Genomic DNA, 12,916 nt, shown 5'->3' with positions numbered 1-12,916 from the left:
AAAACACAGGCTAAGGTGCTGCCCGACTATAAAACAAAAATACTATATTTGTTAAGCCTCCTACCTGGCTTTCACTAAAAAGTATACTTGTGGCTATCGTTTTAAGTATAGACAACCTCTCAAAAAAATATGGCAGCCTGAAAGCCGTAGACAACCTGAGTCTGCAGGTGGAAGAAGGCAGCATTTATGGCCTGCTTGGCCCGAATGGCAGTGGCAAAACCACCACGCTGGGCATGGTGCTGGATGTTATCAGGCCTACGGGCGGCAACTTTTCCTGGTTCGGCAATGGCATAAACAAAGCAACCAAGCAGCGTGTAGGTGCCATCCTGGAAACACCTAACTTCTACCCTTACCTCACCGCCAAACGTAACCTGCAGATCATAGCCGACACCAAAGGCGCAGACCATAGCAATATAGCTAAAATGCTGGACCTGGTTGGTTTGGGAACGCGCAGCAATACTATGTTTAAAGGATTTTCGCTGGGCATGAAGCAACGCCTGGCCTTAGCTGCCGCCATGCTGAACGACCCCGAAGTGCTGGTGCTGGATGAGCCAACCAATGGTCTGGACCCACAAGGCATAGCCGAAGTGCGCGACCTGATCCTGCGCATTGCGGACCAAGGCAAAACTATAATCCTGGCCAGCCACCTGCTGGATGAAGTAGAGAAAGTATGCACGCACGTAGCAGTTCTGCGCACCGGAAAACTGGTAACCAACGGCCCTGTCGGTACTATTTTATCTGCACAGGAGCAGCTTATAGTTAGCGCCGAAGAACTGGCGCCAGTGCTGCAACTGCTGGAGCGCCTGCCGTACATTACCCGGTTTGCCCGGGAGAAAGACTATGTGGTCGTAACCCTGCAGGAAGGCTATAGCAGTACCGACCTGAACCGCGATATGTTTGCGCAGGGCATTGTGCTGTCGCAGTTGGTGGCACGCCGCAAAAGCCTCGAAAAACAGTTTCTTGAGATTATCAAATCCTGATACAGATGAACTTACTCCGAACCGAGTTTCGCAAAATATTTCCTTACCGTACTTTCTGGATCATACTGGCCGTGTATGTGCTCCTGCTGTTGCTCATCCTTTACACAAGCTCCAGTATTGTAATAAATAACAAAGCCTTAGGAGACGAAACGTTTCAATTCCCGGGCCTGTGGAAGCGCCTAACCTATGTGGCCCACTTTTTTAATTTATTGCTGGGCATTCTGGTCATCGTGCTGGTTACAGATGAGTATAGTTTCCGGACGATACGGCAACAGGTAATTGACGGGCTCTCGCGTGCTGAAGTGGTTTTGGCCAAGTTTTATGTGGTACTGGCACTGGCAGTTTTCAGTACGGTGTTTTTGCTGATGCTGGGTTTCTATTTTGGCTTTGTCTATAGTTCAGACAAGTCGTTTCAGGCTATGTTCAGCCAGATAGACTACCTGCCTTATTACTTTGTGCAGGCGGTTGCCTATATGACACTTGCCATGCTGTTTGCTTTTATAGTCCGGAAAAGCGGGCTGGCCATTATTGCATTCATCGCTTACACCAAGATCGTAGAGCCTATCATCCACTACAACCTCCCCGACCAGATCGATAAATACTTCCCGATGAAGGCACTGGATAGCTTAACTCCGATGCCGGGCCAGGACCTGTTTGGCCAGCTTACATCGCCTATTGAGCAGCTTTCGCCTGCCATGGCTACCTTGCCGTCCCTTGTTTACACCGGGCTTTTCCTGTTACTGACCTATGGTATTCTAAAATTGCGCGACCTATAGCAGCGTGTTATAGTAGGTAACGATCGCTTTAAAATCCATCGGTGCATCAAAGCTCAGTTTCTGCTTGCGCGCAAAGCTTTTTACCTGGCTGGCCTTTTTACCGCAATAGTTCAGGAAATCCCGGCGGGCATGCTGTAACAGTATAATTTTACCATCGGGCTGCATCACAAAGAACTGGGGCTTTATCTGGTCTGCAAAAACGGCATCTATGGGGTAGCCCATGGGGTCGTACACGGTACCTTCTTTGTACTCTGTCAGGTAGGTATCGATGGTACGCTTATAGTAGCTTTCGCGCATCAGTAAGGTGACGTTTCCGTCTGTCAGCAGCTCAAAAAAAGTAGGTTTCTTGAAATCTGTATAGTCTTTGCCCTGGTTCCAGTAAATGGTTTTAAACAGATGGCGCCGGGTATCAAAATCATTTTTTACTTCAAACTGTTCCACGTTTACCGGCGAAAGCGAATGCAGCCTACCATTCTCGGGCAACACGGTTACGATATCCTGTGCCCGGTAATAAGTGATGACGCCCTCCAGCACTTCGCCTGTTGTTAGGGTGACGGTGCCAGCCGGCCATTCCTGCACATCAATGTCCTGCCTTACCTGGGCCTGCAGGGTACAGGCCATACCTAAGGCTGAAATGGTTAAAAATAAACTTCTGAAGTATGTATTGCGATTCATAGGCTTCCCGTCTTAAGATAATGTTACTACTAACTTAACCGCCTGCACAAGTCCTTGTCTGTGGGTGATTGGCTATAGTTCAGCCGCCTTATTTACAACGACTTAAGCCCTGTAATCGCACTAAACGGACGCCAAAATTTAGGGAACGCACCAAATACAAAAGCCAGTGCATAGCTGCACTGGCTTTAATTTATAATGGCTATAGTTTATTACTTATTTGTTAACTACAGCACTTTTCAGAATATCGTGTCCCAGTTTATCGCGCTTGGTGGTCAGGTATTTCTGGTTGTGTTCGTTCGGCACCACTTCAATCGGCACACGTTCTACTACTTCCAGGCCATAGCCCATCAGGCCGGTACGCTTGCGCGGGTTATTCGAGATCAGGCGCATTTTAGTAACGCCCAGGTCGCGCAGGATCTGTGCTCCTACACCATAGTCGCGCTCATCCATGCCAAAGCCCAGTTCCAGGTTGGCTTCTACGGTGTCGCGGCCCTGCTCCTGTAGTTTGTAGGCTTTCAGTTTGTTCAGTAAGCCAATGCCACGGCCTTCCTGGTTCATATACACAATAACGCCTCGGCCCTCACGCTCTATCATGCGCATGGCTTCGTGCAGCTGCGGACCGCAGTCGCAACGGCACGACCCGAAGATGTCGCCTGTTACACACGAGGAGTGTACACGCACCAGCACCGGCTCGTTCTCTTCCCAGGTACCTTTCACAAGCGCCAGATGCTTGGCTCCGTTGCTGCGTTGTGTGAAGGCATACAGGTCAAAATTACCATAGTCGGTCGGGAGCTCCACGGCAATCTCACGGTCTATCAGGCTTTCCTTTTTCAGGCGATACGCAATCAGGTCTTTTATAGAAATCAGTTTCAGGTTAAAGCGTTCGGCCACTTTTACCAGGTCCGGCAGGCGGGCCATGGTACCATCTTCGTTCATGATCTCGATCAACACACCAGCCGGTGCAAGACCAGCCAAACGGGCCAGGTCAACGGCCGCTTCGGTGTGGCCGGCGCGGCGCAGTACGCCTTCTTTTTTAGCCTTCAGCGGGAAAATATGGCCCGGCTTGCCCAGCGAGTGTGGGTCTGTGTTCGGGTCTACCAGTGCCTGTATCGTTTTGGCTCTGTCGGATGCCGAAATACCGGTAGTACAACCATGCCCGATCAGGTCAACGGATACGGTAAACGGTGTAGCGTGCAGGGCGGTGTTACGGCCTACCATTAGTTCCAGGCCCAGCTCTTCGCAACGTTCCTCGGTTAGCGGTGCGCAAATAAGGCCACGACCGTGGGTTGCCATAAAGTTGATGATCTCAGGCGTTACCATTTCGGCAGCGCAGATAAAATCGCCTTCGTTCTCGCGGTCATCGTCATCTACCACAATAATTACTTTACCCTGGCGGATGTCCTCGATCGCGTCTTCGATAGAATCGAGTTTTATAGGTTCTGTGTTCGTATTCTCCATAAGTGTTTTTAGGAACGGAAGCCAGCTTTAAACCTGCTCCTTTCCTGTTAAAAAGAAACATATTGCTTCTACTACATAACTATAAAATCCGGGGCATTGTTCAAAACAGCACCACATCCAGTTATAGCCAGGCAGCAGTAATTCGGAAAACTGAACAAAGGTAGAAAGTTAAAACCCTTCTCTAAAGGAAAGACCGTAATTTTTGTAGGGATATAAGACTTGAAGGTGAACTCTATAGTTGAACAGAGCTACTACCTACTGATAACAATACCCAGCAGGTCGCCCATTTGCTTGTGCAGCATTTTCAGGTTGATGATGTTGCGCAGCTGGTGGTCCTGTTCCTGCGGGTCAGTAACCAGTTTCAGTTTCAGTATCTCGTCATCTATCATCTTCTCCAGGTAGCGGTACTTCAGGCGAAGCACGGCGCGCTCCGAGCCATACAGCAGCAGGTCCGATTCGTGGGGAACAAAGATAGAGTGCGTGGCCCAGCCCGGGCTCAGCTCATGGGGGTCAGAGAGCAGGTCTATAGTTGCCGAGCGAATCTCCTGGTCCGGGTAGTTGATGTACTCGTCTGCAGATGGAAGCCTGCCGCCGGAAAGCCCCTCTTTTATCAGGTCGATAAACCGTGCGTAGATCGGGGTCTGCATTTCCACATCTTCCAGCTCATCCAGCATATACTGCACCGTTGTAATGCCTTCGTCCAGCAATTTATCGGGATAGTTGAGCAACATGCGTACTATTTCGCGCTCGTAGCGCTTGAGCTTGTCTGCCGCCGATACTTCCTTTTCAGGTTCCTGCTCCTGTGTAGGCTGTGTGGGTACAAAATCTGCAGCCGGGCTGCCAGTTTTGTGCTGCTGGCGCTCCTGCAGGTGTATTTTGTTGTACTCCGAGATCAGTACCTGCTCATCTATATCAAAAATGAGGCTGGTGCTCTGGAAGAAAACCGACCGTTTAATAGAGTCCGGAATCTTGGAGATAGTAGTTACGATCTCACGGATAGCTTCGGCTTTTTTTACAGGGTTGCCTTTTGCTTCCTCGGCATATAGGCTCGATTTATAGGAGATAAAATCCTGGGCGTGCTCCTTTACATAGGCTTTAAACGCTGTGTCGCCCACTTTCTGGATGTATGAGTCCGGGTCTTCGCCTTCCGGGAAGCTAACCACCTGCACGTTCAGCCCCTGTTCCAGAATAAGGTCGATACCGCGCATCGAAGCTTTTATACCGGCCGCGTCGCCATCGTACAGCACCGTAATGTTGTGCGTGTAGCGCGCTATCAGCTTTATCTGACCTTCGGTAAGCGATGTTCCCGACGAGGCCACCACGTTCTCGATACCTCCCTGGTGCAGCGAGATCACATCCAGGTAGCCCTCCACAAGGTAGCACATGTCCTGCATGCGCATGGCCTGCCGCGCCTGGTACAACCCATACAGCACATTGCTTTTATGGTAGATCTCCGACTCCGGCGAGTTAAGGTATTTCGGGCTTTTTTTGTCGTTGGATTTTAGGGTACGAGCCCCAAAGCCTACTACCCTGCCCGACACGTTGTGGATCGGGAACATGACGCGCGCCCGGAAACGGTCGTAGCGTTTATCTTCCTTAACTATAGTTAGCCCGGCTGCTTCTAGGTACTTTTGCTTGTAACCTTCTTTCAGGGCAGCATCGGTCAGGTCGCTCCAGGCTTCGATACTATAGCCCAGTTCAAACTTTTTTATAGTTGCCCCGCTAATGCCACGCTGTTTTAAGTAAGACTGGCCGATGTTACCTTCGTCGTGGTGATGCAGGTTGTGCTGGAAGTGCTTGTTCGCAAAATCAGAAACTATAAACAGGCTGTCGCGCTCGCTTTGCTCGTAGCTGTATTCGGCTGTTTCTTCTTCCGGAATCTCAATGCCGTACTTTTTGGCCAGGTATTTCAGTGCTTCCGGAAAGCTGGAGCCTTCCACATCCATAATAAACTGCACCGAGTTACCTGCCTTGCCACAACCAAAGCACTTGTAAATGCCTTTGGCCGGCGAAACCGAGAAAGAGGGTGATTTTTCGTGGTGGAAGGGGCAGCAGGCCCACATGTTCTGTCCCTTTTTCTTCAAAGAAACAAAATCACCTACCACCTCCACTATATCGGCCTGGGCAATGATCTGGTCAACGGTTTCTTTTGGAATAAGGGACATGGCAAAAACTATAAGCGGATAGCAAAGATAGCAGTTAGTCTCATATTTGATTTGAAGATTTGGAAATTTGAAGATGTGTAGATGATATTTTGATATTAACCAGATCTTAAAATTTAATTTATTTTTCAATTAAGAGATTAAGTATCCATAGATGTTCTGATTTCTAAACCGCCTGTTTCCCTCATCTCCAAATCTTCAAATTTCCAAATCTTCAAATCTTAGTTCACCTACTCACCAGTGCCTGGTATAGTTTATAGTTCTCGTCGTCGAAGCACACGAAAAGAACCTGGTCTATAGTTGAGCCTGTGTTTTCTTCGAAATATAGTTTAACAGCTTGCACAGCTATAGTTGCCGCTTTGTCTTTTGGGTAGCCATACACGCCCGTGCTGATATTCGGGAAAGCTATAGTTGTAAGCTGGTTTTCATCGGCCAGGCGCAGGCTGTTTTTGTAGCAGTTTGCAAGTAGTTGCGGCTCGCCACTGTTACCACCTTTCCAGACAGGGCCAACCGTGTGGATGACATATTTTGCGGGCAGATTGCCGGCAGTGGTTATTACGGCTTCGCCGGTAGGGCACTCGCCTTTTGTGGCCCGAATGGCTTTGCAGGCTTCCAGTATGGCTGGTCCGCCGGCCCGGTGAATAGCACCATCTACTCCGCCACCACCCAGCAGGCTGCTGTTGGCCGCATTAACTATAGCATCTGATTTTACTTTCGTGATATCGCCAAGAATAACTTCCAGTCGCAGGTTGTCCATGTTGTTTTTAGCTATTGTACGCAGTTGCCGGCTATAGTTATTTGCCTACCCAGGCGTAAACCAGGTTGGCATTGCCGTGCGAGGTAATGGTCAGTTTATCTTTCTCGATGCTGTAAGACCTGGCCCTTGCCAACAGTTGCAGGTAATAATCGTCGAAGTTCTTGTATCGCTCCAGCAGGATGTTTTCGTTTACCTGCAGCTCCTCTACATCCAGTACACCGCGCTTCTGCCTGCTACTCAGCTCAACAACACCTTTAAAATCACCTGAAAGAATATTTCCTGTCAGTACTTTATCGCTGTCTTTATTCGGATCCGTGAAATGCTGGTCTGCAAACTGTAGTTCTATTTGTACCACATTGGTTGGCGGTACTACTATCTTCATGGAGTCCTCGAGCCGGATGAGGCGCCACTTACCCGTTAATATTCCGGCAGCATGCTGCTCCTGGCTCCCCGACCGGATACAGAAAAGTACCAGCACAACGCAAACCAGCAGGCCCAGTAACTGTAAAAAAAGCAGTATATGACTCTGTTTCATAAGTAGCCAGCTTATTCCCTTACACTTAGAGAGTTATAAATTAATTAAAAGGTTGCAAACCATCAAAAAAACTATTGGCCGGCTGCAAAAACTTATCAGCGGCTTAGTTGTTTAAACAAAAAAGCCGGGTGCCTGCATCTCATAGATTTTGTTCGTATCTTTGCAGCATCATTAAAGCGCAAGCTTTTCAAATACTATGGCTATCACAAAAGAAGATATACTAAAAGCCCTCAGCTATGTGGAGGAGCCGGATCTGGGCAAAGACCTGGTGACGCTCAACATGGTGGAGGATGTGCAGGTAGATGGCAAAAACGTAAGCTTTACCGTTATACTTACCACACCGGCCTGCCCCCTGAAAGACATGATCCGTAACGCCTGCGTGCGTGCCATCCATACGATGGTGGATAAAGAGGCCGAAGTTACCGTGAACATGACCTCGCGCGTAACTACAGCCCGCACCGATAACGCTGCTGTAGTTGGTGGTGTGAAAAACATCATAGCGGTGGCGTCGGGTAAAGGTGGTGTAGGTAAATCTACGGTTACGTCTAACCTGGCTATTGCCCTGGCGGAGTCCGGTGCACGCGTAGGCCTGATTGATGCCGATATTTTTGGCCCGTCGATGCCTACCATGTTTGGTGTGGAGAATGAGCGTCCGCGCATGGTGCAGGGCGACCACGGCAAGAACTACATTGTGCCAGTCGAGAAGTACGGCGTTAAAATGATGTCCATCGGCTTCCTGACTCCTGCTGATGGCGCCGTGATCTGGCGTGGCCCGATGGCAAGCTCTGCCCTTAAGCAGTTTATTTCTGATGTTGACTGGGGCGACCTGGATTATCTGCTGATAGACCTGCCGCCGGGAACTTCTGATATACACTTAACCATGGTGCAGGCGCTTCCGGTAACAGGTGCGGTTATAGTTACAACACCACAAAAAGTAGCCCTTGCCGACGCCATGAAAGGCCTGCAGATGTTCCGCCAGCCACAGATAAACGTACCGGTATTAGGTGTGGTAGAGAACATGGCGTATTTTACGCCTGCCGAGCTACCGGCAAATAAATATTATATTTTCGGGGAAGGTGGCGGTAAAGCGCTGGCCGATAAGTACGAAGTGCCGCTTTTAGGCCAGATTCCTATCGTGCAGAGCATCCGTGAGAGCGGGGATGCCGGTACCCCGGTTATTTTACAGAACGATTCTCCGGCTTCCGGTGTTTTCAAAGAGTTGGCCCAGGCTGTCGCGCAGCAGGTATCTGTTCGCAACGCCACTATGGCCAAAACGCAACCCGTAGAAATTAAAAGCTAATACAATATGGCAGCCATTAACGTAGACCCAAACTTACTGACCCGCATTGAAGGCGCCCTGGACCAGATCAGGCCTTACCTGGAAGCTGACGGTGGCAACGTAAAAGTGCTGGAAGTGACCGAAGACATGGTTCTGAAACTGGAACTGTTAGGTGCCTGCGGCTCCTGCCCTATGTCCACTATGACGCTGAAAGCCGGTGTAGAGCAATCGGTGTTAAAAGCCATACCAGAAATTAAAGCCGTAGAAGCCATTAACCTGACTCCAATAGGCGGTTAAGACATACTGTTTATACTTTGGCAGCCCTGTTTTCATCAGAAAGCAGGGCTGTTTTTTTTGACCAGTGATTAAAGGGATTCCGCTGATTTTTATGATTTATGTCTGAACCACAGATTAAGTGGATTTGATGGATTTTCAGATTTTGATTTTGGCCTTTGCTATAGGTTCAGATATAATTCTGTAGTTGGTGTAAGCCCAACCACTTCTCAGTAGTTCAGGACCAGGAGCTTTCAATTGTTGCTATAGTTGAGGTTTGTTGCCTCATAGCCATGCCCCCTCCCAAGAGGGAGTTTGTCTAAATCAGGATTTACAGCATTTTAAGATTTTCAGGATAAGGGCTTTTGCTATAGTTTGAGTTATAGTTCTATGGTTAGCATTAATCCAACCACCCCTACCCCTCCTTATCCAAGGAGGGGAACTCTGATATTGCTATAGTTTGACCTATAGTTCTACAGATACAGTCCACGAACAGGCAGGCGCAGCCTGCCCAAAGGAATTACAACCACGGGAAAAGATGATCTGCTTTAACTAAGAATGAAAAAGGAAACTATAGTTAAGGCAGCAGCTATCGAATTGATATCAGTCTTTGGGTTGAGCGCCTTGTAGATTTCCGGTGCTGAAAGCATTGCGAGGCACGAGCAAAGGAAATGTACACCGCGCGATGCCCGAAGACGGGGCCTCCCGGCCCGGGAGGGAGCCAAAGAAGCTATAGCACGATAGGTAAGTAGAGCTCCCTGGAATAAAAGATGCTATGAAAGAAAGGCTTGGTTCAAGTGGTAGGCAAAGTGAACTATCGAACTATAGGACACATAAGATCCCTCGGCTAACGCTCGGGATGACAAAGAACCAATTATAGGCTGAGATAGATTTCTCACTTTGTTCGAAATGACAGAAGAGTAGAAATGAGCTATCAGACAAATATGATGTCTCGACTGACGCTCGACATGACAATACTTCTACAGTCTAAATAATACCACTGTTGGCACACAACACCACGGAAAACCAACAAATAACAATCAACTTTCCCTTACGTACCAAAATAACTATATTTGCCTGTATACTTTTTACAATACAGCATCATGTTAAAAGCAAACGACCCAGCCCTGCATTCCTGGATTGAAATTTCTCCTGGCAGCGATTTCCCGATCCAAAACCTGCCATTTGGTATTTTTGAGACCGACGACCGCGACCCGCGTGTAGGTGTTGCCATCGGTGAGTATGTGCTGGACCTGTGTGCTGTGGCTCGTCTTAACTTTTTCGAGCTGATTGACATTGACCCGAACGTTTTCCATAGGCCATACCTGAACGACTTTATCGCGCTTGGTAAGCCAACCTGGCGGGCAGTACGCAACCGTGTATCTGCTTTGCTGCGAAACGACAACGACGAAATAAGCGGCAGCAGTGACATGATTGACAAATGCCTGGTGAAGCAGAGCGATGTGCGCATGCTGATGCCGGTAAAAGTGGGCAACTATACCGATTTCTATTCCAGTATTGAACATGCCACCAACGTGGGTACCATGTTCCGCGATCCTAAAAATGCACTCTTACCAAACTGGAAACATATTCCGATCGGTTATCATGGACGTGCTTCGTCTATAGTTGTATCTGGCACCGATATCCGCAGGCCAAACGGGCAAACAAAGGCTCCTGATGCCGATGCGCCAACTTTCGGACCATCGCGCCTGCTCGATTTTGAACTGGAAGTAGCTTTTATAACCGGTAAGGAAACCAAGCTGGGCGAAACGATTACGCCAAACGAAGCCGACAACTATATTTTTGGGTTAGTGCTGTTTAACGACTGGTCGGCAAGGGATATACAGACCTGGGAGTATGTGCCGCTGGGGCCGTTCCTGGCAAAAAGCTTTGCTTCGTCTATTTCGCCGTGGGTTGTAACCTTGGATGCATTGGAGCCATTTAAAGTAAAAGGCCCTGTGCAAGATCCCAAACCGCTGCCTTACCTGGAGTTCTCGGGTAATCATAACTACGACATCAACCTGGAAGTGCTTATTCAGCCGGAAGGCGCTGCAGAAACCAGCATCTGCCATTCCAACTTTAAGTACATGTACTGGAACATGAACCAGCAACTGGCGCACCAGAGCAGCAACGGCTGTAACATTCAGGTGGGCGACATGTATGCGTCTGGAACTATAAGTGGCTCCGATAAAGGCTCTTACGGCTCTATGCTGGAACTAACCTGGCGCGGCACACAACCTATAAAACTGTCAGACGGTACCGAACGCAAATTCATAAACGATTATGATACCGTAATTATGCGCGGCTACGGCGAGCGCAACGGCATCCGTATCGGTTTTGGTGAAGTGAAAGGCAAAGTGCTGCCTGCGATTTAATTGTTGATTGTTAATTGTTGATTGCTAAATTGTTGATAGTTCGGCACGAGCTTGTAGCTCGTGCCGAACTATAGTTTGCAATACCGATTCAACTTTATATTTGGGCACGAGCTACAAGCTCGCGCCAGCAGAAGAATCATCTTGCGTAGCAAACTATAGATATCAAATTATAGCATCACCTATAAACTATAAAACCACTGCTGAGCCGGTGGTTTTATAGTTTAGAAGCAACCATTGCCGGCTTACCTCAGAAGCCGTATATTTGAAAGCAGGCCATACCGCGCTGCACCACAAACTATAGTTATACTTTACAAATTCATGGCCTATAAAACCATAGATCCGCAGGACGTTAAAACCGCTGAAGTACATGCGCTGTTATTAGGAGCCATTGCCCCGCGCCCCATCGCCTTTGCCAGCACTACCGACCTGGAAGGAAACGTAAACCTGAGCCCGTTCAGCTTTTTTAACGTGTTCAGTGCCAAGCCACCAATTTTAGTTTTTTCTCCTGCCCGCCGCGTGCGCGACAACACCAGCAAACATACCCTGGAAAATGTACTGGCTACTAAGGAAGTGGTGATCAACATTGCAAACTATGACATCGTAGAGCAAATGTCGCTGGCCAGCACAGAGTATGACCGCGGCATAAACGAATTTGTGAAATCTGGTTTAACGCCTGAGGCATCGGTATTGGTAGCGCCACCACGTGTACAGGAAGCGCCTGTTTCGTTTGAATGCAAGGTGAATGAAGTGATCAGTTTAGGTCCGGATGGTGGCGCGGGTAACCTGGTAATTTGCGAAGTGCTGCTGATGCACATAAACGAAAATATCCTGGACGAGAACGGTAAAATTGACCCATATAAGCTGGATGGCGTGGCTCGTATGGGTGGCGATTATTACCTGCGTGCCAACGGAGATTGCATCTTCGAACTTCCAAAACCAGTTAAAAACAAAGGGATCGGCATTGATCAGCTTCCTGCGCATATCCGCAACAGCACCATACTTACCGGCAACAACCTGGCCCGCTTAGGCAACTCCGAAACCATACCTACAATAGAGGAAGTGGAAGCCTACAAAGCCGAACCTATAGTTGCCTATACTATAAACAAGCACAAAGAAGACCCTGCCAAACTGCACCATGAGTTGGAACTGCTCGGCAAACAACTCCTGGAAAGCAACAGAGTGCAGGAAGCCTGGAAGGTATTACTCATGAACACGAACTAAGTCTGAACCGGGATTTAAAGGGGATTGCTTGGATTGACACGTTATATAGAGACGCAAAATATTGCGTCTCTTTTTTATGTCGCAAGTTTAACGGAGTGTAACTTGTGGCTGTGTATGGCAGCCAGTTTGTAACTGGCTTTGCTTTGCAAAAGCAAAACAAACTATAGCTGCAACTATAGAACTATAACTAAACTATAGTTCTCCCTACCGTTTGAACACGGCTCTGTCTTTTTAGTTTTTTCAACTATAGATTTACCATGCTGGCGCGGATCTGCGATCCGTGCCTTACTTATAACGTTGGATTTGCAATCCAACTGGGCCAGAGGCCCAAACTATAGTTCGACACGAGCGTGGACGCTCGCGCCATGGGAATTACCTTTACAACTATAGCTTTCCCAACTATAGTCTTCAGCTAAACTATAGTT

Annotated in this window: 11 protein-coding genes; 6 read left to right on the top strand and 5 right to left on the bottom strand. The window is 48.3% G+C overall.

Features of this window, described 5'->3' with window-relative positions:
* The first annotated feature begins 89 nt into the window (after positions 1–89).
* Together H7F15_RS08875 and H7F15_RS08870 are read left to right on the top strand one after the other, a co-directional pair.
* The gene (locus H7F15_RS08875; RefSeq protein WP_185196612.1) at positions 90–980 is read left to right on the top strand and encodes an ATP-binding cassette domain-containing protein; all 891 of its coding nucleotides are present in this window, start codon (positions 90–92) and stop codon (positions 978–980) included.
* 5 nt (positions 981–985) lie between these two features.
* Positions 986–1,756 carry an ABC transporter permease subunit gene (locus tag H7F15_RS08870; RefSeq protein ID WP_185196611.1) on the top strand — a complete coding sequence of 257 codons (771 nt, stop codon included), beginning with the start codon at positions 986–988 and terminating at the stop codon, positions 1,754–1,756.
* Here the strand turns inward: H7F15_RS08870 and H7F15_RS08865 are convergent.
* From H7F15_RS08865 to H7F15_RS08845, 5 genes are all read right to left on the bottom strand, one after another.
* Positions 1,751–2,431, bottom strand: a complete 681-nt coding sequence (locus H7F15_RS08865) for a hypothetical protein (protein WP_185196610.1) — start codon at positions 2,429–2,431, stop codon at positions 1,751–1,753. The genes H7F15_RS08870 and H7F15_RS08865 overlap by 6 nt on opposite strands.
* Positions 2,432–2,644: 213 nt before the next feature.
* Positions 2,645–3,889 (bottom strand): bifunctional 3,4-dihydroxy-2-butanone-4-phosphate synthase/GTP cyclohydrolase II, encoded by a 1,245-nt coding sequence (locus H7F15_RS08860; protein WP_185196609.1) that lies wholly within the window; start codon positions 3,887–3,889, stop codon positions 2,645–2,647.
* Positions 3,890–4,140: 251 nt separating this feature from the next.
* Entirely contained in the window at positions 4,141–6,054 is a 1,914-nt protein-coding gene (gene dnaG / locus H7F15_RS08855) for a DNA primase (protein WP_185196608.1), read from the bottom strand.
* Positions 6,055–6,277: 223 nt separating this feature from the next.
* Positions 6,278–6,808, bottom strand: coding sequence for an O-acetyl-ADP-ribose deacetylase (locus tag H7F15_RS08850; protein ID WP_185196607.1), 531 nt, complete (start codon positions 6,806–6,808; stop codon positions 6,278–6,280).
* A 37-nt stretch (positions 6,809–6,845) separates the two neighbouring features.
* Entirely contained in the window at positions 6,846–7,343 is a 498-nt protein-coding gene (locus tag H7F15_RS08845) for a hypothetical protein (protein ID WP_185196606.1), read from the bottom strand.
* A 196-nt stretch (positions 7,344–7,539) separates the two neighbouring features.
* Between H7F15_RS08845 and H7F15_RS08840 the strand changes: the two genes are divergently transcribed.
* The 4 genes from H7F15_RS08840 (at position 7,540) to H7F15_RS08825 (ending at position 12,491) form a co-directional block, all read left to right on the top strand.
* A complete protein-coding gene (locus H7F15_RS08840) occupies positions 7,540–8,643 on the top strand; it encodes an Mrp/NBP35 family ATP-binding protein (RefSeq protein WP_185196605.1) in 1,104 nt (367 codons plus the stop codon).
* Positions 8,644–8,649: 6 nt separating this feature from the next.
* Entirely contained in the window at positions 8,650–8,919 is a 270-nt protein-coding gene (locus H7F15_RS08835) for a NifU family protein (protein WP_185196604.1), read from the top strand.
* A gap of 1,079 nt (positions 8,920–9,998) precedes the next feature.
* Positions 9,999–11,270, top strand: a complete 1,272-nt coding sequence (gene fahA, locus H7F15_RS08830; protein WP_185196603.1) for a fumarylacetoacetase — start codon at positions 9,999–10,001, stop codon at positions 11,268–11,270.
* Between the two features lie 318 nt (positions 11,271–11,588).
* Positions 11,589–12,491 carry a flavin reductase family protein gene (locus H7F15_RS08825; protein ID WP_185196602.1) on the top strand — a complete coding sequence of 301 codons (903 nt, stop codon included), beginning with the start codon at positions 11,589–11,591 and terminating at the stop codon, positions 12,489–12,491.
* The last annotated feature ends 425 nt before the right edge of the window (positions 12,492–12,916 follow it).

Source organism: Pontibacter sp. Tf4, assembly GCF_014212495.1.
Taxonomy (GTDB): Bacteria; Bacteroidota; Bacteroidia; order Cytophagales; family Hymenobacteraceae; genus Pontibacter.
The sequence above is the reverse complement of the archived record's forward strand: the minus strand, read 5'-3'. Positions and strand labels throughout refer to the sequence as shown.

What these genes read in the sequence shown, in the direction of transcription:
- H7F15_RS08870 (WP_185196611.1), top strand. Translation starts at nt 986, where the DNA reads ATGAACTTACTCCGAACCGAGTTTCGCAAAATATTTCCTTACCGTACT.
- H7F15_RS08865 (WP_185196610.1), bottom strand. Translation starts at nt 2,431, where the DNA reads ATGAATCGCAATACATACTTCAGAAGTTTATTTTTAACCATTTCAGCC.
- H7F15_RS08860 (WP_185196609.1), bottom strand. Translation starts at nt 3,889, where the DNA reads ATGGAGAATACGAACACAGAACCTATAAAACTCGATTCTATCGAAGAC.
- dnaG (WP_185196608.1), bottom strand. Translation starts at nt 6,054, where the DNA reads ATGTCCCTTATTCCAAAAGAAACCGTTGACCAGATCATTGCCCAGGCC.
- H7F15_RS08850 (WP_185196607.1), bottom strand. Translation starts at nt 6,808, where the DNA reads ATGGACAACCTGCGACTGGAAGTTATTCTTGGCGATATCACGAAAGTA.
- H7F15_RS08845 (WP_185196606.1), bottom strand. Translation starts at nt 7,343, where the DNA reads ATGAAACAGAGTCATATACTGCTTTTTTTACAGTTACTGGGCCTGCTG.
- H7F15_RS08840 (WP_185196605.1), top strand. Translation starts at nt 7,540, where the DNA reads ATGGCTATCACAAAAGAAGATATACTAAAAGCCCTCAGCTATGTGGAG.
- H7F15_RS08835 (WP_185196604.1), top strand. Translation starts at nt 8,650, where the DNA reads ATGGCAGCCATTAACGTAGACCCAAACTTACTGACCCGCATTGAAGGC.
- fahA (WP_185196603.1), top strand. Translation starts at nt 9,999, where the DNA reads ATGTTAAAAGCAAACGACCCAGCCCTGCATTCCTGGATTGAAATTTCT.
- H7F15_RS08825 (WP_185196602.1), top strand. Translation starts at nt 11,589, where the DNA reads ATGGCCTATAAAACCATAGATCCGCAGGACGTTAAAACCGCTGAAGTA.